General features: G+C 55.0%; 14 protein-coding genes. 9 read left to right on the top strand and 5 right to left on the bottom strand.

Translation table 11 applies throughout. The features are described from left to right. Nucleotides 1–9 precede the first annotated feature (9 nt). From TH4_RS00930 to TH4_RS00905, 6 genes are all read left to right on the top strand, one after another. A complete protein-coding gene (locus TH4_RS00930) occupies nt 10–522 on the top strand; it encodes a TRAP transporter small permease (protein ID WP_008889617.1) in 513 nt (170 codons plus the stop codon). Between the two features lie 9 nt (nt 523–531). After that, complete coding sequence (locus TH4_RS00925; protein ID WP_008889618.1) at nt 532–1833, top strand: TRAP transporter large permease; 1302 nt, start codon at nt 532–534, stop codon at nt 1831–1833. Nucleotides 1834–1902: 69 nt separating this feature from the next. Further along, on the top strand, nt 1903–5544 hold the full coding sequence (locus TH4_RS00920) for a hydantoinase B/oxoprolinase family protein (RefSeq protein WP_064779578.1): 3642 nt from the start codon (nt 1903–1905) through the stop codon (nt 5542–5544). A 328-nt stretch (nt 5545–5872) separates the two neighbouring features. Continuing rightward, nucleotides 5873–7549 (top strand): FMN-binding glutamate synthase family protein, encoded by a 1677-nt coding sequence (locus TH4_RS00915; RefSeq protein WP_143588657.1) that lies wholly within the window; start codon nt 5873–5875, stop codon nt 7547–7549. Nucleotides 7550–7727: 178 nt separating this feature from the next. After that, nucleotides 7728–8342, top strand: a complete 615-nt coding sequence (locus TH4_RS00910) for a hypothetical protein (protein ID WP_064779577.1) — start codon at nt 7728–7730, stop codon at nt 8340–8342. Further along, a complete protein-coding gene (locus TH4_RS00905) occupies nt 8317–9420 on the top strand; it encodes an XRE family transcriptional regulator (RefSeq protein ID WP_083996918.1) in 1104 nt (367 codons plus the stop codon). The genes TH4_RS00910 and TH4_RS00905 overlap by 26 nt, the downstream gene beginning before the upstream one ends. A gap of 51 nt (nt 9421–9471) precedes the next feature. Here the strand turns inward: TH4_RS00905 and TH4_RS00900 are convergent, their stop codons facing one another. From TH4_RS00900 to TH4_RS00890, 3 genes are all read right to left on the bottom strand, one after another. After that, nucleotides 9472–9729: a YjhX family toxin gene (locus TH4_RS00900; protein ID WP_063088860.1), complete on the bottom strand. Its 258-nt coding sequence runs from the start codon at nt 9727–9729 to the stop codon at nt 9472–9474. Between the two features lie 233 nt (nt 9730–9962). Next, the gene (locus tag TH4_RS00895) at nt 9963–10439 is read right to left on the bottom strand and encodes a GNAT family N-acetyltransferase (RefSeq protein ID WP_064779575.1); all 477 of its coding nucleotides are present in this window, start codon (nt 10437–10439) and stop codon (nt 9963–9965) included. 157 nt (nt 10440–10596) lie between these two features. Beyond that, nucleotides 10597–11598, bottom strand: coding sequence for a sensor domain-containing diguanylate cyclase (locus TH4_RS00890; RefSeq protein WP_245227661.1), 1002 nt, complete (start codon nt 11596–11598; stop codon nt 10597–10599). Nucleotides 11599–11880: 282 nt separating this feature from the next. Here TH4_RS00890 and TH4_RS00885 point away from each other — a divergent pair, with 282 nt between their 5' ends. Further along, the gene (locus tag TH4_RS00885; RefSeq protein WP_063088864.1) at nt 11881–12588 is read left to right on the top strand and encodes a TIGR00266 family protein; all 708 of its coding nucleotides are present in this window, start codon (nt 11881–11883) and stop codon (nt 12586–12588) included. 275 nt (nt 12589–12863) lie between these two features. Next, complete coding sequence (locus tag TH4_RS00875) at nt 12864–14267, top strand: FAD-linked oxidase C-terminal domain-containing protein (RefSeq protein WP_064779573.1); 1404 nt, start codon at nt 12864–12866, stop codon at nt 14265–14267. A gap of 66 nt (nt 14268–14333) precedes the next feature. On the opposite strand, the gene TH4_RS00870 is transcribed toward TH4_RS00875, so the two are convergent. Together TH4_RS00870 and TH4_RS00865 are read right to left on the bottom strand one after the other, a co-directional pair. Then, a complete protein-coding gene (locus tag TH4_RS00870; protein WP_064779572.1) occupies nt 14334–15422 on the bottom strand; it encodes a lipid A deacylase LpxR family protein in 1089 nt (362 codons plus the stop codon). A gap of 272 nt (nt 15423–15694) precedes the next feature. Further along, complete coding sequence (locus TH4_RS00865; protein ID WP_064779571.1) at nt 15695–16531, bottom strand: DUF2189 domain-containing protein; 837 nt, start codon at nt 16529–16531, stop codon at nt 15695–15697. Nucleotides 16532–16998: 467 nt separating this feature from the next. On the opposite strand from TH4_RS00865, the gene TH4_RS00860 reads away from it, so the two are divergent. Further along, nucleotides 16999–20577 carry an AsmA family protein gene (locus TH4_RS00860; protein ID WP_064779570.1) on the top strand — a complete coding sequence of 1193 codons (3579 nt, stop codon included), beginning with the start codon at nt 16999–17001 and terminating at the stop codon, nt 20575–20577. Nucleotides 20578–20673 lie beyond the last annotated feature (96 nt).

The following is a 20673-nucleotide window of genomic DNA, read 5'->3' as shown; positions in this document are numbered from 1 at the left end:
GGGACTGCTGTGCGCAGACTGCTAGATTATTTATTCAAATTCAGTGCCGTTTTGGCGGCCGCGTTCCTGGTAATCATTGCGCTGCTGATCCTCGCCCAGTCCTTGGGGCGTCTTGTCGGGATCGCCGTCCACGATGCCAATGAACTGGCCGGGTTCTCGCTTGCTGCCGGTACGTTCCTTGCCCTTGGCCCGGCCCTTCGCGCGGGCACCCACATCCGGGTCATGATCGTCCTTTCGCACCTCAAAGGTCGTGTCCGCCGGACAATGGAAGCGATCACGCTGTTGGCTGCGATTTATCTTGCCGGTTACTTCGCCTGGTGGATGGCGGTTCTGGCCGAGGAAAGCTTTTCGTATGGCGATACATCGCCCGGCGTTCTGGCCTTCCCGCTGTGGATCCCGCAAACCGCCATGGCCTTTGGACTGGTTGTCTTTACCATCGCCCTGCTCGAAGCATTTGTTGATCTTCTGGCTGGCCGCGAACCCGCTTTTGTCGGCGGCGAAGCGAACGATCTGAACGAGTAGGGGGCGGTCATGGACGTACTTCAAATCGGTCTTATCCTGATGGGCCTGCTGTTCCTGTTTCTGGGCGCTGGTCTGTGGGTTGCACTTGCACTTTTTGCCATTGGCGTCTTTGCCATTGATGTTTTCACCAGTGCGCAAACCGGTCCGATCATCGCGACCACAGCATGGTCAAGCCTTGCGACCTGGTCGCTGGCACCGCTGCCACTGTTTATCTGGATGGGTGAAATCCTGTTTCGGTCCCGCCTGTCCGAAGACATGTTCACCGGGCTTGCCCCGTGGCTGAACAAGCTTCCGGGTCGGTTGTTGCATGTCAATATTCTGGGCTGCGGTATCTTTGCCGCGGTGTCGGGGTCGTCGGCGGCAACGGCGGCCACCATCGGGCGCATGTCGATCCCCGAACTGCGTAAACAGGGCTATGCCGATAGCCTGATCCTCGGAACCCTTGCCGGGTCCGGTACGCTGGGTCTTCTGATCCCGCCGTCGATCATTTTGATTGTCTATGGGGTTTCGGCCGAACTTTCGATTGCCCGTCTTTTCATTGCCGGCGTGATCCCCGGTGTCATGCTGATCATCATGTTCATGAGCTTCGTTGGCATCTGGGCCACGATCAATAAGGACAAGATGCCCGAAGCGGCCCCCAGCATTCCGTTTGCTGAAAAGATCCGTGCATCGGGTCGCCTGATCCCGGTCATCGTTCTGATTGCGGCTGTCATCGGTTCGATCTATGGCGGGGTGGCAACCCCGACAGAGGCCGCGGCATTTGGTGTGGTCGGTGCGTTGATCCTCTCAGCCCTTAGCGGGTCGCTTTCCAAGGAAAGCTTGCTTGATGGCATCATGGGGGCAACCCGGACATCCTGCATGATCTGCTTTATCCTTGCGGGTGCCGCGGTGCTGACGGTTGCCATGGGCTTTACCGGTGTGCCGCGTGAACTGGCCGCATGGATCGCCCAGATGGAGCTGTCGCCCTATGCGTTGCTCGGTGCGCTGACGATCTTCTTTATCGTTCTGGGATGTTTCCTTGACGGTATTTCGGTGGTGGTTCTGACAACCTCTGTGATCCTGCCGATGGTGCAGGCTGCTGGCATCGACCTGTTGTGGTTCGGCATCTATGTCGTGCTGGTGGTCGAAATGTCACAGATCACACCACCGGTCGGCTTTAACCTTTTCGTTCTGCAAGGCCTGACAGGCAAGAACCTGTTCAAGATTGCAGTTGCTGCCTTGCCATTCTTCTTCCTGCTGTTGTTTGCCGCTCTTCTGATCACCGTATTTCCGGGGATCGTCACATGGCTGCCAACGCAAATGAGTGGCTAACGGTTCATGATTTGAACTGACCAAAATACTCGAATTTTCTGACTACAGATGCCTGAAGGAGTGAGCATCATGGCCCCGCTCGACCAAAATTCGCCCGCCTCGCAGACCACCGGACAGCCGAAATGGCAGTTCTGGATCGATCGCGGCGGCACATTTACCGATATCGTTGCCCGCAAACCCAATGGCGCGCTTGTCACCCACAAACTGCTGTCGGAAAACCCCGAACGGTATAAGGACGCCGCCATTCAGGGCATCCGCGAACTGCTTGAGGTCGCCGATGGCGAGAAAATCCCGGCCGAGAAAATCGAAGCCGTCAAAATGGGCACCACGGTTGCGACCAACGCCCTGCTTGAACGCAAAGGCGACCGCACAGTCCTGGTCACCAACAAGGGCTTCCGCGATGCGCTGCGTCTGGCCTATCAGAACCGCCCGCGCCTGTTTGATCGCAACATCATTCTGCCCGAAACGCTCTATGAAACCGTGATCGAAACCGCTGGCCGTTTTGACGCACAGGGTCATGAACTCGAAGGGATGGACCTCGATACCCTGCGGGCCGACCTGCAAAAGGTCTATGACAGCGGCATTCGTGCCTGTGCCATCGTTTTCATGCACGGTTATCGTTACACCGCGCACGAACTGGCCGCCGAAAAGGTCGCCCGTGACATCGGCTTTACCCAGGTTTCCGTCAGCCATCAGGTCAGTCCGTTGATGAAGCTGGTGTCGCGCGGCGATACCACGGTGGTTGATGCCTATTTGTCGCCGATCCTGCGCCGTTACGTTGATCAGGTCGCATCCGAGCTGGGCGGTGTGAAACTGATGTTCATGCAGTCCAATGGCGGTTTGACCGATGCGGTCAAGTTCCAGGGCAAGGATGCAATCCTGTCCGGTCCGGCTGGCGGTGTTGTCGGCATGGTCCGTACGGCTGAAATGGATGGCTTCAAACAGGTCATCGGTTTTGATATGGGCGGCACATCGACCGACGTTTCGCACTATGACGGCGAATACGAACGTGATTTCGAAACTCAGGTCGCTGGTGTGCGCATGCGCGCTCCGATGATGAAAATCCACACGGTTGCGGCCGGTGGCGGCTCGATCCTGCATTTCGATGGTGCGCGTTTCCGTGTTGGTCCGGACAGTGCCGGTGCAAACCCGGGTCCTGCGGCCTATCGCCGTGGTGGTCCGCTGGCGGTGACTGATATCAACGTCATGCTGGGTAAGGTCCAGCCGGACTTCTTCCCGAATGTCTTTGGCCCCGAAGGGGACGAGCCGCTGAATGCCGATGCCGTGCGCAAGGGCTTTGAGGAAATGGCGGCTGACATCGAAAAGAACACCGGCCAGATCCGCACCCCCGAAGAAGTCGCCGAAGGCTTCCTGCGCATTGCTGTTGAAAACATGGCAAACGCCATCAAGCAGATCTCGGTTCAGCGCGGCTATGACGTCAGCGACTATATCCTGCAATGCTTCGGCGGTGCCGGTGGTCAGCACGCCTGTCAGGTTGCCGATACCCTTGGCATGACCAAGGTCTTTGTTCATCCGTTCGCTGGTGTTCTGTCGGCATACGGCATGGGCCTTGCCGATATCCGTGCGATGCGTGAACAGGCGGTTGAGGGCAAACTTGCCGCCGAAGGCCTTGCTGACCTCGATAAGCAACTTGATGCTCTGGCCGTCGATGCCTTGGCGGAACTGAAAGAGCAGGGCATTTCGGATGACAAGATCAGCCTGCTGAAACGCCTGCATCTGCGTTATGACGGTACTGACACCCCGCTGATTGTTGATTTCGGTGATGTCGATGCCATCACGGCCCAGTTCGAAGAACAGCACAAACAGCGCTACGGCTTTGTCATGAACGGAAAGCCGCTGGTGGTTGAGGCCGTCGCGGTCGAGGCGATTGGCGAAACCCAAAGCCTTCCGGCGTCGTCGGCTGAACTCGATGGTGCGGAAGTTATGCTCAAGCCGCTTGCGACCCGTCCGGTTGTCTTTGATGGCAAAACCGAACAGACCCCGTTCTACAAACGCGAAAACCTGAAACCCGGCGCGACCGTCCGCGGCCCGGCCGTGATTGTGGAGCCGGTTGGCACCACCGTGATCGATCCGGGCTGGGAAGCCAAGGTCAACGGCCTTGATCATCTGATCCTGAACCGTGTCGTGCCGATGAAACGCTCCGAGGCGATTGGCACCCAAGCCGATCCGGTGATGCTTGAAGTGTTCAACAACCTGTTCATGAACATTGCCGAACAGATGGGTGTGACCCTTGCCAACACCTCATACTCGGTCAACATCAAGGAACGTCTGGACTTCTCGTGTGCGGTGTTTGATCAGGAAGGCCTTCTGATCGCTAACGCCCCGCATATGCCCGTCCACCTTGGCTCGATGGGTGAGTCCGTTCAGGCAGTGATCAAAAACAACGACGGCAAAATGAAGCCGGGCGATGTTTATATGCTCAATGACCCGTATAACGGTGGTACGCACCTGCCAGACATCACGCTGATCACCCCGGTGTTTGGTGATGATGGCAAGGAAGTGCTGTTCTATGTCGCATCACGTGGTCACCATGCCGATGTTGGCGGTATCACGCCGGGCTCCATGGCGCCAAACTCGCGCGTCCTTGAAGAAGAAGGCGTTCTGATCAACAACTTCAAACTGGTTGATCAGGGCACGTTCGATGAAAAAGGCCTGACCGAGCTTCTGGAAGGTGCCAAATATCCGGCACGTAACCCCTATCAGAACATCGCCGATCTGCGCGCCCAGATCGCGGCCAATGAAAAGGGCGTGCAGGAACTGCGCAAGATGGTCGATCACTTTGGTCTTGATGTCGTGCATGCCTATATGCAGCACGTCCAGGACAACGCCGAAGAAAGCGTACGTCGTGTGATTGATGTCCTGAAGGACGGTGAATATGCCTATGAAATGGACAATGGCGCGGTTGTCCGCGTCAAGGTCACCATTGATAAGGCAACCCGTTCGGCCACAGTTGATTTCACCGGTACGTCCGATCAGCTTGATAACAACTTCAACGCCCCGTCGGCGGTGACCCGTGCGGCTGTGCTTTATGTCTTCAGAACGCTTGTTGATGATGACATTCCGCTCAATGCCGGGTGCCTGAAGCCGGTCAATCTGATCGTGCCCGAGGGATCGATGCTTAATCCGCGTTATCCGGCCGCCGTTGTTGCCGGTAACGTTGAAACCAGCATGCACGTCACCGATACGCTGTATGCCGCCCTTGGCGTACTGTCGGGTGGTCAGGGAACGATGAACAACTTCACTTGGGGCAATGATACGCACCAGTATTACGAAACCATCTGTGGCGGTACCGGTGCCGGTCCCGACTTTGATGGTACGGCAGCTGTTCATTCGCACATGACCAACTCGCGACTGACCGACCCCGAAGTTCTTGAATGGCGCTTCCCGGTCCTGCTCGAAAGCTTTGAAATTCGCAAAGGATCGGGTGGTAAAGGCAAACACAAGGGTGGCGATGGTGCGATCCGTCGTGTGCGCTTCCTTGAAGACATGACCGCATCAATCCTGTCCAACCACCGTCGCGTACCGGTTCAGGCCTGTGCGGGCGGGGAGCCCGGTCAGCTTGGCCGCAATGCCGTCGAACGCATCGATGGCACCGTGATCGAGCTTAAGGGCACCGACGGTGCAGAAATGCATCGGGGTGATGTCTTTGTCATCGAAACCCCGGGTGGCGGGGGCTACGGCAAGGCCTGATCGGCCCCTGCATTACCAGATGTCGCGGACCGGGAACGTGTTCCCCCCTTAAACACCTGTTTGTTTCCGGTCCCCAAAGCCGCCTTGCTTCCTTGTTGCAAGGCGGCTTTTTCTTGATGTTGGTTCAAACGTTCCCACATTCAGATCAAATGGGGGGCAATTAGGGTTTAGACCCTGAAATCAACGACATTGCCATTGAGGCCCGTGATCAAATCAACGATGATCATGGATGTTGCTGCTATCTCGGATACGAAGGGTCAGATGCCTCCCCGCACAAGGCGGCTTTTCGTGGATCAGATCGGCCTGAACAGGACAGGAAGAGAGCACCGTGAAATTCTTCATTTTGAACCAGCGCTACTTCGTAATGACGGGTGTTGTGGTTTTGGCTTTGGCCTCTGTAATCTTGGCGACGGCCGTTGATGTCTGGTTCTGGGTGCCTGCGGTCATTTTCGGGTTGCTGGTGCTGGTTGGTATTCATGACCTTTATCAGAACAAGCATTCCATCCTGCGCAACTATCCGATCAGTGCGCATATCCGCTTCATCCTCGAGAGCTTCCGTCCGGAAATCCGCCAGTACCTTCTTGAAAGCGATCAGGACGAAATCCCGTTCAGCCGCCAGGCACGCGGTCTTGTTTATCAGCGCGCCAAGGGTGTCGAAGACAAACGCCCGTTCGGCACGATCGAGGAAGTCTATAAATCCGGCTATTCGTGGATTACCCATTCCGTCGCGCCCAAGCACATCACCGATACCGATTTTCGGGTGCGTGTTGGCGGACCGCATTGCAAGCAGCCCTATGATTGCAGCCTGTATAATATCTCAGCCATGAGCTTCGGTGCGCTTTCCGGCAACGCGATCTTGGCGCTCAATAAGGGGGCCAAGAAGGGCGGATTTGCCCATGATACCGGCGAAGGCAGCATTTCACGTTATCACCGCGAAGGGGGCGGCGATCTGATCTATCAGGTTGCTTCGGGCTATTTCGGGGCGCGCAACGAAGATGGCAGTTTCTCCGAAGAAAAATTTGCCATAACCGCCGCCGACCCGCAGGTCAAAATGATCGAGGTCAAGCTCAGTCAGGGCGCAAAGCCCGGCCATGGTGGCATGTTGCCATCGGCCAAAATCACCGCCGAAATTGCCGAAGCCCGCGGCATCCCGATGGGGCAGGATTGCGTGTCGCCCGCGGCCCACAGTGTTTTCTCAACCCCGATTGGCCTGATGGAATTCATTGGCCGTCTGCGCGATCTTTCGGGGGGCAAGCCGGTCGGGTTCAAGCTCTGCATCGGACACCGCCGCGAATTCATGTCTATCATCAAGGCGATGCTGAAAACTGGCATCACCCCGGATTTCATCGTCGTTGATGGCAAGGAAGGTGGCACTGGTGCCGCCCCGGTCGAATTTGCCAACCGGGTTGGCATGCCGATGCAAGAAGGCCTGACCTTTGTCCATAATGCGCTGCGTGGGGCTGGTGTCCGCGATCAGATCAAAATTGGCGCGGCCGGCAAGATCGTCTCGGCCTTTGATATTGCCCGTACCCTGGCGTTGGGGGCGGACTGGTGTAATGCCGCGCGTGGCTTCATGTTTGCGCTGGGCTGTATTCAGGCCCAAAGCTGCCATACCAACTGCTGCCCGGTCGGGATCGCAACACAGGATAAAATCCGCCAACGCGCCCTTGATCCGGGTGACAAAAGCGAACGTGTCGCACGCTTCCATAAAAATACCATGCATGCCTTGGCGGAAATCACCGGGGCGGCAGGTTTGACCGACCCGCGCAACTTCATGCCCTATCACTTCATGGTGCGCCAGAAAGACAACGAGTTTGTCGATGGCAACGAAGCCTATCCCTACCTGCCGGAAGGCTTCCTGTTGCAAGATACCGAACTTCCGGAACTCCACGAATGGCATTCCCGTTGGGAACGCGCATCCGCTGAAACCTTCGATCCCAAGGAAATCCCGTTCGGCCCCTATAAACGGGCGCAGGCGATTGCGGGCGAGAAGGCCGCGCAATAACTACTGGAGTCGCAGCCTCCAAAGTATTTGGTCGAGCCACTTCATGGTTCGGGATCATCCTGCTTGTTTGTTGTTTACCAGTCGTTTACATCTTCAATGTAGGTTGACGAAAAGGTGTTAAGTTGACATTTCTGCAAAAATGCCATTTCATGCTTGTGAGCAAACATGGAGCAGAATAATGCCAACTCTCTTGCCTTGGGTTCTGAATCAGAGACTGCATAAAGACAGCATCGAAGTTATTGCCAAAATTATAATTGATACGAGATTGGAAGCACTTGCTTCGCATGATGTTGACGCAGGAGACAGTTCTTGGGGCCTTGGGTGCCGAAGTTATGACAGAACAAAAAATCGCATAATCATGCTTGCGGAGAAAGGTGAGGTTGATTGGCTGGAAGCTAAGAGAAATGCACAGTTTCGTTTTTCGATTAATGGTGTCCCGTGTGGATTTTACCGGGGTGAAGCAGAGAATCCTAATCAACGAACAATGCGCAGGACGAACGACGAACTGCAGCAGGGGTCTCTGATATTCGAAGACGAAGTATTGTCACCAATATGGCGTTTCGCTGTTTACACCGCTGACACTGGAGAGGTAGTCCAAGTCAGTTTCGTTGGACTGACCGGAGAAGATGGCAAGGTGGTGTCCAGGTATGATGTTCCTGCGAACGACGAGCATGTGCTAACTAGAATTGACACGCACTATGAAGAAGAACAACCGGCAGAAGTTTCGCGTACTGCGGCGAGAAGAAGAAAAGATGGCGAACAAGTAGATGCTAAGGGATCATCAAAAACATGAGTTCGTTGGTGAGAGCTTAAGAATTCTGAGGCTGTTTCACGGAATGTCGCAACCGGAGGTGGCTCAACGTCTATCTGTAACACGGCAATATCTAAATAAACTCGAAGCTGCGAAGGACTATCCTGCAGAAGAGTTCGCTCTTGCCTTAGCAGAAGTTTTTGATGTTGATGTGTCCTACTTTTATCGCTCTGTCGGCCAAGAGCCGGGAATTGATCAAATCCACTTTCGGAAGCAAAGGACTGCACCTCAGAAGTTTGCTCATCAGGCGATTGCTGCGATTACTCTTTTCAAGAAGATCATAGATTTTCTTGAAAAGTACTATGAGTTCCCTTTGCCAAACTTCCCTGATGTAATCGCTAAAAGTGCCGTTGAAATCGAAGAGGCGGCTGAATTGACGCGAAGTTATTGGGGGCTACCCCAAAATGCTCCTATTGGCAATCTAACCGATGCAGTGGAAGCGAACGGGGGGCTTGTCGCGTATTTCAAAGGTGTCTCAGAAAAGGTGGACGCATTGTCCACTAATGAAGAGAGACCCTTAATTGTCCGTAGTACAGCTATTCGTTCATTGTATAGACAACGCTTCGATATCGCACACGAGATTGGACATAGGGTTCTTCATCTGGGGGTAGACACGGGGGACAAAGAGACAGAGGCTGAGGCCAACCGTTTCGCAAGTGCTCTCTTACTGCCGAGGCATGCGTTTGTGAATGAGTTTCCGCGTGGTCATAGAATTGACTGGCAGAAGGTTTTTGAACTTAAACTGCGGTGGAAAGTTAGTGCAAAAGCAATCATCAGACGGGCGTTTGATCTGGGCGTGATTAATGCGATTCAGTACCGAACTGCACACATCCATTTTTCGAAAACTGGCCAGAGTAAGTCAGAGAAGTTGGATGATGTTGGTGATTCAGAAGTGCCAACTCTTCTAGCTGACGCACTAAATGACGTAAGCAGAGATCCTGTGGAATTGGGCAGGTTTTATGAATATACAGGGCTCAACTCTTCCTCGGTCGAAAAGCTGACGGGCATAAAGTTGCCAGATATTGTAAGCTCTCAGTTGAGCAATATCAGATTCCTCTAACATTGCCTGTTGCTAGCTTCAAAGCCCGGCTTTTGGGGCCGGGCTTTGCTGTCAGCGTTGACATAGTTCTGCGCGAACTGCGAGCAACCCTTCACGGGTAATGCGGTAAGGTCCGCCGCCTTGTGATCGGATCAGTCGGCGTTTGCGCAGCTTCTTGAAGACATCAAGCGTACAGGCGGTCAGAAACCAGCCGTCGCGGGTGATGCAATCTGCTTCAAGAACATGGTTTTTGTCGTCCTTGATCACTTTGATCAGGCCGCCTTGTGCGAGTGCATGCAGCACGCGCTGTTCATTCTTTGAAATATTCATCGGTCAGAGTCCGAAAACCAGTTGGGAAAACGGTTTTCGATCGGGACGGGCACAACAGCACCGGTCACGCGCACCCGGTTTAAGGTCGGGCAGGCGGTCCGATCTGCTGATCAGCGGTCTGGAAGCAGGAAAGACGCTAGGCTGTCAAACCGAGATCAGCGGCTGTGCCGGGACTCTGACATAAAATCTCCGATTAAGGTTCGGACGAAAAATTGTCCGATTGCGCGCATTTGTCAAGCCGCACGCTGCATTTCAATCATCGGCACTTTCTGGTCATTGATCGGGCCTGTGACCATAAAGCCGAATTTGCGGTAAAACGCCTTGGCGCGTTCATTGGCCGCCGGGACGGTCAGGCGCACATTGCTGCGCACCCCGCGTTCGGCCAGGGCATCAAGGGCGGCAATCATCAATGCCTTGCCCGCACCAGTGCCTTGCGCTGATGGATCAACAACGATCCAGCGGATTTCAGGGGCATCATGGATGGCAACGACATAGCCCAGAAGATTATCGTCGCGGGCGGCGACATAGACCGAGTGATTGTCAGACTGCACACTGGCGGAAAAGGCATCAACCGCCATTTCAATCACACTGCGGGCATGGATGCTGGTTGTCTCATCAAGGTCTTCGACCAGACAGCCGAGCTCTATCGTGCGTTCGGAAATCGCACGTATTTCAGGCAGATCGTCTGCGGTGCCTTTGCGTATTTGCATGTCGTGCGCTCTAAGTCATTGTTCTTTCGGGTCTGACCCTTTGAGATCAGTTTCACTCAAAAACAATACCGGGAGGTTAATGGCACACTGCCCTCAAGGGTGGGGATGCCAGTTCTGATATGCACGGGCAGTCGCTGGGCCAAGCGTTGGTGGGTGATTATTTGCGGCGACTTTTTTTATCGCGATACATCTCGAGATCGGCAATCGCCATCATGTCCTCAAGGCTTTTATCAAGCGGCTCGAAGAAGACCGAAGCACCAGAACTGATTTTCGGTGTTTCGCGGATCGGCGATTTCGCGGTCGGCACGGTAAGTTTGACATGATCAAGGGCGTTGCGCACACGGGTAACAATGGTCGTCAGATCGCCGCGATTGCGCACATAGCCAAGAACGGCGAATTCATCCCCGCCGATGCGCCCGCAAATATCAACTTCGCGGATGCTGTCTGTGATGGCCTTGCCAACGGCACGAAGGGCAGCGTCCCCGGCGGCATGGCCGTAATCATCGTTCCAGTGTTTCATGTCATCAAGATCGATAAAGATGATCCCGATATTGTGGTGATAGCGCTTGGCGATGCGGATTTTCTGATGGGCCAGCATCTCAAACCCGGCGCGGTTGTTCATGCCGGTCAGCGGATCGGTCATCGAAAGGTTGCGCATGATTTCGTATTGCTCATACAGGCGCAAATCGGCTTCGATCAGGTCGCGAAAGACCTCCATCAATTCCTGCAACGGGTTTTCATAGTGTGTGGCCTTGGTGTCAAACACGCAAAGTGTCCCGAAGACCAGGCCGTTTGGCCACAAAAGCGGCACCCCGAAATAGGAAATATAGCCTTCTTCGACGACTTCGGGGTTGTCAGCCCATTCGGGCTTGTTGCTGGCGTCGGGTTCGTAAAAGGCTGACTTTGTGGCGACCACCCGCCGGCAATACAAATTGGCGTCAAGCGATTGCGGTTTTCCCGAAACTTCGGGAAACGGATTTTCCGGGTTCTTGCTTGTAAGGGCGGCGCGAAAACCGATCTTGTCATTATATTCGACAACATATCCGGCCGTGGCACCAAGAAGCTGCGTCATCAGATCGACGACACGCTGCCACTTATCAAGCGACGCCTTCATGACCTCGTCCTGAGTGATCCAGTCGAATTTCCTAAGCAAGACCATCGCAAGCGCCTTTGTCCGAGACCGATCAGTCAAATTGATCGCTATAATATACATTATAGCTTGGTATTATTAGGACTATACGAAACCTCTTAACAAAATGCTTTCACTTCAACATCTTGACGATGGTGTTTCAGTCTCACGTATAGTTCTGCAAAATTGAGGGTCTTCGCTGGGTTTGGGTGCGCTTGTCGTGTTTTCGCCCCTTTTTCTTGCGATTGAAACCGCGAGGTTCCAAACTTGGCCGTAAAGCACGGTTAATTCAGAAAAACAGGAGACGCCCAGATGGCAGACGTGATCGATTATACGATCCATGGCGAAGAGATGCAGCTGGTTGAAATCGAACTCGATCCGGGCGAAGGCGTCCGGGCAGAAGCCGGGGCCATGATGTATATGAGCGATGGCATCGCCATGCAGACCGGTACCGGCGGCGGGCTGTTTTCCGGCTTCAAGCGCATGCTGACGGGCGAGGGGTTCTTTATAACAAGCTTCGTCCATGAAGGATCGGGCAAGGGGCATGTTGCCTTTGCTGCCCCCTATCCGGGCAAGGTGGTGCCGCTTGATCTGGGTGAACATGGTGGCGAGATTATCTGTCAGAAGGATGCGTTTCTCTGTGCGGCATCGGGCATTGATATTGATATCGCCTTTTCCAAAAAGCTCGGCGCAGGTCTTTTCGGCGGCGAGGGCTTTATCCTTCAACGTCTGAGCGGCGATGGCCTGGCCTTCATGCATGCGGGCGGCACGATTATTCGCAAGGACCTTAAGCCGGGCCAGACGCTTCGGGTGGATACCGGTGCATTGGTCGCGATGACGCCATCGGTTGATTATTCGATCAAGTTTGTCGGCGGGTTCACCAACGCGCTGTTTGGCGGCGAAGGTCTGTTCGTCACGACCCTGGAAGGGCCGGGGACGGTCTGGCTGCAAAGTCTGCCCTTCGCACGTCTGGCGGACCGGATTGCCGCCGCCCTGCCACAGGATCGCAACAAGGGCTAGGGCATCGGGCCCTGCGTAATCCGATGCCATTTCATGCTGTCAAAAACGGGTGGAGATATCGCCAGAACTTGGGCCTGCGCGATATCTCTGCATCCTTTGCAGATCCCGACCGTGAGAATTTTTGCAAAGTTTTGGCAAAAGGTAATACCAATTTCGGGCATCTCGGCGTAGGGTGTTTGCCAAATTTCTGTCCGGTGCTGTCTTCCCCACAGATATGAGGCGCACCGGGAAGCGACAGCCGCCATCAGGACCACACAGGCCGAAAGAGTAAAATCATGTCAGTTCGTGAATATGAACGTATCGAAACCCCGGAAAGTCTGATCAACGCCTTGCGCGAAATGCTTGGTGATCGGCTTTCAACGGCCACATCCGTGCTTGAACAACATGGCAAGGACGAAAGCTGGCATGAAGCATCGCCACCCGATGCGGTGGTCTTTGCCCACTCGACCGAGGAAGTGGCCGAGGTGGTCAAGCTCTGTGCTGCGCACGAAGTACCGATTGTGCCGTTTGGTACCGGATCGTCGCTTGAAGGGCATGTTGCCGCCCTGCGTGGTGGCATCTGTATTGACGTTTCACAGATGAACAACATCCTTGAAGTTAATAACGAGGATCTTGATTGCCGCGTTCAGGCCGGTGTGACCCGTGAACAGCTTAATGATCATCTGCGTGATACCGGGTTGTTCTTCCCGATTGATCCGGGGGCCAATGCCTCCATCGGGGGCATGACCGCGACCCGTGCCTCGGGCACCAACGCCGTGCGGTATGGCACCATGCGTGAAAACGTCCTTAGCCTGACCGTCGTGACCCCGGATGGTAAAATCATCAAAACGGCCAACCGCGCGCGTAAATCATCGGCGGGTTATGACCTGACCCGTCTGTTCGTTGGTTCCGAAGGGACGCTGGGTGTCATTACCGAAATCGGCCTGAAGCTGTATGGTATCCCAGAGGCGATGTCGGCCGCCGTCTGTGCTTTCCCGACGGTGGAAGATGCGGTTAATACCGTCATCCTGACCATTCAGGCCGGTATTCCGGTCGCCCGTATCGAGTTCCTTGATCCGTTGCAGGTCCGTGCAGTGAATAACTATTCCAAGCTGGATCACAAGGAAGCCCCGACCCTGTTCTTTGAATTCCATGGCACCGAAGCCGGTGTGAAGGAACAGGCCGAATTCGTGCAATCAGTTGCCGAGGAATTTGGTGCCGAGGAATTCCAGTGGGCCACCCGCCAGGAAGACCGCAACAAGCTTTGGGCCGCGCGCCACAAGGCCTATTACGCGTCGCTTCAGCTTGAACCGGGCAAGGCCGGCATGCCGACCGATGTCTGTGTGCCGATTTCAAAGCTGGCAGAGGCGATTTCCGAAACCCGTGCTGATTGCGATGCCAGTCCGCTGACCTGCACGATCATCGGTCATGTTGGTGATGGCAACTTCCACACCCTGATCCTGCTGGATCCCGAGGATCCGGCCCAGATGGAAGAAGCCAACCGTCTGCACAAACGCATGGTCGAACGGGCGCTTAAACTTGGTGGCACCTGCACCGGCGAACATGGCATTGGTTATGGCAAGCTTGATTTCATGGTGACCGAGCATGGTGAAGACACCATTGCCGTCATGCGGGCGATCAAAAACGCGCTTGATCCCAAAGGTCTGATGAATCCGGGCAAGCTGATCCCGGGTCTTTGATATCATCAGACCAATAGGGATATCTCATTGAAAACGGGGCCATTTGGCCCCGTTTTTGTTTTCGGATCAGAACCGGAAGGAAAGCGAAAGCGACCCGAACTGGTCCGCCCCGCTTTGGGCGGTGAATTCCGGGGTGCGATAAACATGGGTGTAGGTCAGGCGCGCCTGGCCGATGATCACGGCAAGACCGATCTGCAAATCGCCAACCCATGGCTCCTTATCGACCGATGCACTGTCGGCAAAGGTGTTGCCATCAAGGGTGATGTCGCGTGCGACATAGCGCCCGGCAAAACCGGCAAAGACATAACCGCTTAGCGGGAAGCCATCGGTGTCGGGGACAAAGAAATCCGATCCCGGCAGGCTTGGGCGGATGCGCGGCGGGCCGTAATCCGCCGGCAGGTCAAAGCCCATCCGGAACATCGTGCCCAGTTCCGCATTGGTAAAGGCGTTGCCCAGCGTCACTGCTCCGTGTGGGGTGGCATCAAATTCGACACCCAAAAGGTCTGCTTCGAACCAGCCACGATATTTCCGTTCATAGGTCAGGCCGATGATCGGTTCGTTCTTGATCTGATTGTCCCAGCCTTCGGGGTGGGGGCTATTGATTTGTTTATGGACAAAGGATTGCGTTTCATCGGCAAGGGAAGCCGGACCAACCACGCCAAGGGTCAGTTCCAGCGTATCAATGCGCGAATAATTACTATCCGTCCCATTTTTCTGCAGGCCGGTATCCGACAAAAGCCCGGCCGTGCCATACAGCATGCCTGCCCATGGGCGGTCATTGGGCTGATTTTCCGCAATCGTGATGTCGTCTGGCGTGTACATGGTCTGGCCCAGCGAATAGCTGGTGCGAATGCGCCCTTCGGATGCGAAGAACGGGACTTTCTTGGCAACGTTCAGAAAGCTCGCCGGGGCATCGTCTTCGGGCGAGATAAAGGCAAGCCGCACACCGTTGGTGTAATGCTGGTCACTGTTTGTCGGCGTGAACAGATCGTTTTCAACTGACAGCGACACACCCCACTTGTCATCCGGGGTCCGGGTCGATTGCGGGCCATCGGCCGTATTGGTTTGCGCAAAAGCTCCTTGGGTACCCGCAAGCAGCGCGAACAGGGACGCGGAAACGGCGATAACGTGGCGGAGCGCACGGGCTTGATGCATGATCAAAAATAACTCGTAAATGCAGATGGTTGCCAGATGCTGATCTGTTGCCGACTGATCTTGGACAATTTATGGCAACGACGCCAGTGAAGTTTGCGGATGCGTGATCGATATCTCGCTGCCTTATACGCAGGTCAATCGCCACAAAGCTTAAACTGCTGGTCGCGATATTTGTTCCCATGCATGCATCGGTGCCCCGCAAATTATTTGCGCAACAAAAAACGCCGCCCGTTCCAAGGGCGGCGTTTACAGATCAGTTAGCAGGGAGATGTTCAGGGAACCTGACGGCGCAGGCGGGCGACATCGGCCTGACTTTCATCGATGATCCCGCGATAGGCATGCCAGCTTGAAAAGCCCAGAAGCGGCATCGTGATGGCAAGCCCGAACAGGAAGACGACCATCCCGCAAGCAGACAGGATGGCAATCACGGCCCCCCAGCCAATCAAAACCTTCCAGTTTTTGCGAAACGCCGAAACGCTGATGATAACGGCGGTAATCACATCGACATCGCGATCAACCAGAAGCGGGATCGATACCACCGATACCGCAAAGGCAATCACCGCCAACACACCACCCAGCAAACCGCCGGTAATCAGGAAGGTGATCGCATCGCGCGAGAAGAAGGTTTGCCAGACCAGAACATCAAGCGACGGCATGGTGCCGTTGTAAAACAGCGCAAAAAGCAACATCGCAATGCGCGTCCACGCCAAAAAGAACAGCATCAGTAAAACACCGATGGCACCGATTTGGCCGGGATTGCGACGAAAACCATTAAGGCTGTGCCACAGGGTAACGTTTTCGCCCATCTCAAGTCGGCGACTGGTTTCATAAAGTCCAACCGCAAGCACAGGTGCCAAAAGCATAAAGCCCGCCGCAAGCGGCAAGGTCAGATAAGGTTCGCCAGAACGGAAAATGCTGAGCACGATCAGCCAACCGGCAATGGTGCAAAACGCCCCATAGGTGAGGCCGATGGCCGGGGTTCGTTTGAAATCGCGCCAACCTGCTTGCAGCCAGGCGCCTGATTGGTCGGTGGTGATGGTGCGTACAACGATTCCGCGTTGACCGGCGTCGACCGCTTTTTCCGGCGTTTCGATTATTGTATCGGTCATTTTAATCCTCCCTGTCGCGATTGCGTACAACGATCATCCGGGTGGAATGAAAGTCAGGATTGAATTCTTTTTCTGTTTTATAAAATGTATCATTTCGGAGGCCGATTTCCACCATCCAATTGATTTTAAACTACGTATTTCGCCGTTTGGTAAATTCGCAAATGGCGTTAAAGGTTTTCTTTCCGGGTATTCCGGTTCTATTTTTAATGTTTCAAAACAGTGCAATATCTGCCGGATGCTTGATCAAAGCCCTGCTTTGACACACATGAAGATGGTGCCGATGGAACTCATCGCACGATCCCGGCGTTACGGATGGATCAAGCTTGCCTGAAATTAGCTTTAATCTTTGGCCATTTTCTGTTGCGAGAGTCATCACGAGCCTTATGCTTTCGAACAAGAAATCAAACCTTTGTGGGTCGCAGCCTTTTTTTGGCGGGGCGACCATGCGATCTAGCGGAGCCTGACTGTTGAAAAAAATCCTTGTCGCAATTGGTGCACTTCTCGTGGTTCTTGTTGCCGCGTTGCTGATCATTCCGTCATTGATTGACTGGAATGGCTATAAGGCCGAGGTCAGCCAGGCTGTTCGCGAGGCGACCGGACGGGAGCTTGATCTTGCGGGCGATTTGTCGATGTCGCTGATCCCGTCACCATCCCTGTCGGCAACGGATGTCAGCCTTGGCAATGTACCGGGCGCACAGGATGCCGAAATGGTGTCGATTGACGAGGTCCGGGTTTCCGTTGCGCTGATGCCGCTTTTGACCGGCAATGTACAGGTGACCGAAGTCAGCCTGATCAATCCGGTGATCGCGATTGAGACCTTTGAAGATGGTTCGAACAATCTGGTATTTGATCCAGCGCAGGCCGCACGTTCCGGCCCGGACGCGGGAACAATCAGCACGCCGGGTACGGGTACTGAAAGCACACCGGCACCAACCGAGAGTGCCGAGGGCACGGCTGATGCGGCTGAGAGCACCGACAGTGATTTCGCCAGCACCATTCAGGTCGACCGTCTGGAAATTGAAAACGCGACCATCATCTATCGCGCGCCGGGCTCCGAAGAACGGATCGAGGGGCTTACCCTTGGTATATCGGCAGAGACCCTGAATGGCCCGATGGAGGGTGAAGGGTATGTTTTCTATCGCGGTATTCCGCTGACATTTGCGATGAATGTCGGGCAGATCAGCCAGACTGCACCGTTCCCGGTCAGCCTGAAACTGGGCATTGACGAGGTCGACGGCGGTGTCACCGTTGCCGGACGTGTCGATCTTTCAACGGATAACCCCGGTTTCGACGGCGAGATTGATGGCAATTTCGATGACCTGCGCGAAGCCGCCCTTCGGATTGCAGGCGACGATGCCGACATTCCCGATATAGCGGCCAAGCCGTTTGATCTTGGCGGGCACATCACGGCCAATGCCAAATCGGTGACGCTCAATGATCTTTCGATCCGGTTTGGTGAAACCCGCGGGTCTGGCGCGATTGCCATTGATCAGGAACCGAGCCTCAATGCCGATGTCGCGCTTCGCTTCAATCAGCTTGATCTTGATAGCATCCTTGTTCTGGCCGATATGGGCAATACAGGCGCATCGCCTGCGTCCAGTGACGCCAACAGCGCGCCGGAAGCATCAAGCGACGCAACAGGTGGCGCACAATCGATCCCGTCGCAAAGCTCGGTCAAGAAAAACGGTGCTGCCAATGCACCGGCGATCCCGGCGGATCTGAAGGCGTCGATTGATTTCGAAGTTGAAACCCTGATCTATAACCAGACGCCGGTCCATAATGCGCGGATCAATGCGGCAATCGCCAATAGCAAGATCACGCTGAACGAAGTTTCTGCCGGTCTTCCCGGCGGGACAGATGTATCTGTCTTTGGCAGCATTTCCGGTAATACGCCGGACTTGAGTGCCGCACTTAGTTATGAGGTGGCGTCCGAAAACATTCGTGCGGTCATGCGTTGGTTGGGTGTCGATGTCGACGGCATTCGTGCCGACCGTCTTCGCCGGTTCTCCTTGACCGGCGGGATCAAGGGCACATCCGAACAACTCAATATTTCCGATCTTGATCTTCGCGTCGATGATACCGCCATTCGCGGGGCTGTTGTTGCCAATCTTGGTGGATCGGGCCTGCCTGCCTTGGGCATTGGTCTGAAGCTCGACCGGATCAACCTTGATCAGTATATCGCAGCTGCGCCGGATGCGGACGTTTCCGTCTCTATGACTTCTGAGGCGGGCGGCAATACATCGACCGGTGCTGCATCATCTTCATCGGATGCGGGCAACACGTCTGCTGCCAAGCAGGATATGGTCAAGATCATCAAGGATGCGCTGGCACCCCTTGAAGGCATGGCCGCCAATTACCGACTGGCCGCTGATGAGATCATCTCCTCTGGCGTGTCGGTGCGTGGCATTTCAATTGATGGCAGCCTCAATGGTCCGAACATTACCCTGACCAATTTTGCGGTTGCCGATGCAGCAGGCCTTGGCGCCAGTGCAAAGGGCGCATTCAACGGTTCGGCCGATGTTCCGGCGTTTGATAATTTGTCCGTGCGTATCACCGCCAAAACGCTGGAGCCGCTGGCGAAGCTGACCGGCATTACCCTTCCGGCACCGGCCAGCAGTTACAAGAGTGTTCAGGCAAATCTGGATCTGAATGGCCCGGTCACCGGACCGACGGTTGCGCTTGATGTGTCCAACCCGCTGTTGCAGGTTGCGCTTGATGGTGTTGTTTCAGAGATGCTGGGCAGCAATCCGGGCATTGATGGCAAGCTTGCTGTCCAGGCATCCAGCCTGAACCGTGCGCTGGAGCTTTTGGCACCCACCTACACACCATCGGGCAATCTTGGCCGACTGGCGGTTTCCGGCACTGTGAAGGGCAATGCGCAGAATGTCGCGCTCGATGGCCTGAAGCTTATCCTCGGCGCATTTGAAACGTCGGGCAACGTGCGCTTTGATGGTTCACAGGCACAGCCCAAGCTTTCTGTCGCACTATCGGGTGGCAAGCTTGTGGTAGATCCGTTCCTGCCAGCAGAAAAGCGCGCAAGCCTGATGCCCGGTATGGGCAGTGGCCCGCGCAAGGCAGCGTTCAATCTGCCGAAAACCACGATGGTTACCCGCGTTGATGCCCGCGACGGCACGCCGTGGGATGACACCGTAATTGATGTTTCGGCCCTTCGTTCGATTGATGCTGATATTGCGGTTGCCCTGGATCAGCTTGATTTCGATACCTATAGCCTGATCAATCCGGACCTGAAGGCAACGTTGGTTAACGGGCTTCTCAGCATTCCAAGCTTTACCGGGCTTCTGGGGCAGGGTGACCTTGCGATTAACGGCACCTTTGATGCGCGTAATACCGATGTGCCCAAACTGGCCCTTGCCGGTCGTTTGGACAGTGCGCGGATCGAAAGCCTGGTGCCGATCCGGGTGGCAAGTGACACCATCCTTGGCGGATTGGGACTGACATTTGATGCCAATGCCCAGGGAAATACATCCCGCCGTTTGGTGTCGGCCCTGAATGGTACAGCCAATCTGGTTCTGAACAATGTGCGGTTCAGTAATGCCGATAAACGGTCGCCGGATCCGCGCCTGAATATCGAAGCACTTCTGCGTCAGGGCCCGCAGGCCATGGTGGTTGAAGGGGTTGGCAACAACGATCTCATGCAATCGCTTGAAGCCGACATGACAATCACCAACGGCATTGCCAAAACCACCCGTGTCGAAGCACTGTCGCGGGTGGGTACAGCAGATGCGGATGCGACCCTTGATTTGCCGCGCTGGGTGATGGATACGCAGGCTGATTTCGATTTCTCTGAAAAGATCGAAGAATTGCCGCCGTTCAGCGTCTATGCCAAAGGCAAGATCGATGATCCGGTTATCACCGGACGCATGGACAAGGTTGCCGTTCGGGTTCTCGATAACCTGATCGACAAGGCACTGGGCGGCAGCGGATCAAGCAATGATTCATCGGGAACGGGTGGCTCTGGTGGCGGCTCTGCCGAGGATGCGGCCAAAGGCCTGCTGAAGGGGCTTTTGAACCAGTTCGGTCGCTGATATCAAAACCCTTGAAAATGTTGGAAAACGGCCCCGTTTTGTGGGGCCGTTTTTCTTTATCTTCAACGACTTGACCGAAGGTCGTCATAAAACAGC

The sequence above is a fragment of the Thalassospira tepidiphila MCCC 1A03514 genome (assembly GCF_001662875.1).
Lineage (GTDB): Bacteria > Pseudomonadota > Alphaproteobacteria > Rhodospirillales > Thalassospiraceae > Thalassospira > Thalassospira tepidiphila.
Note: the sequence above shows the minus strand (reverse complement) of the source record. Positions and strands in the feature narration are given on the sequence as shown.

What these genes read in the sequence shown, in the direction of transcription:
- TH4_RS00925 (WP_008889618.1), top strand. Translation starts at nt 532, where the DNA reads ATGGACGTACTTCAAATCGGTCTTATCCTGATGGGCCTGCTGTTCCTG.
- TH4_RS00920 (WP_064779578.1), top strand. Translation starts at nt 1,903, where the DNA reads ATGGCCCCGCTCGACCAAAATTCGCCCGCCTCGCAGACCACCGGACAG.
- TH4_RS00910 (WP_064779577.1), top strand. Translation starts at nt 7,728, where the DNA reads ATGCCAACTCTCTTGCCTTGGGTTCTGAATCAGAGACTGCATAAAGAC.
- TH4_RS00905 (WP_083996918.1), top strand. Translation starts at nt 8,317, where the DNA reads ATGCTAAGGGATCATCAAAAACATGAGTTCGTTGGTGAGAGCTTAAGA.
- TH4_RS00900 (WP_063088860.1), bottom strand. Translation starts at nt 9,729, where the DNA reads ATGAATATTTCAAAGAATGAACAGCGCGTGCTGCATGCACTCGCACAA.
- TH4_RS00895 (WP_064779575.1), bottom strand. Translation starts at nt 10,439, where the DNA reads ATGCAAATACGCAAAGGCACCGCAGACGATCTGCCTGAAATACGTGCG.
- TH4_RS00890 (WP_245227661.1), bottom strand. Translation starts at nt 11,598, where the DNA reads ATGGTCTTGCTTAGGAAATTCGACTGGATCACTCAGGACGAGGTCATG.
- TH4_RS00885 (WP_063088864.1), top strand. Translation starts at nt 11,881, where the DNA reads ATGGCAGACGTGATCGATTATACGATCCATGGCGAAGAGATGCAGCTG.
- TH4_RS00875 (WP_064779573.1), top strand. Translation starts at nt 12,864, where the DNA reads ATGTCAGTTCGTGAATATGAACGTATCGAAACCCCGGAAAGTCTGATC.
- TH4_RS00870 (WP_064779572.1), bottom strand. Translation starts at nt 15,422, where the DNA reads ATGCATCAAGCCCGTGCGCTCCGCCACGTTATCGCCGTTTCCGCGTCC.
- TH4_RS00865 (WP_064779571.1), bottom strand. Translation starts at nt 16,531, where the DNA reads ATGACCGATACAATAATCGAAACGCCGGAAAAAGCGGTCGACGCCGGT.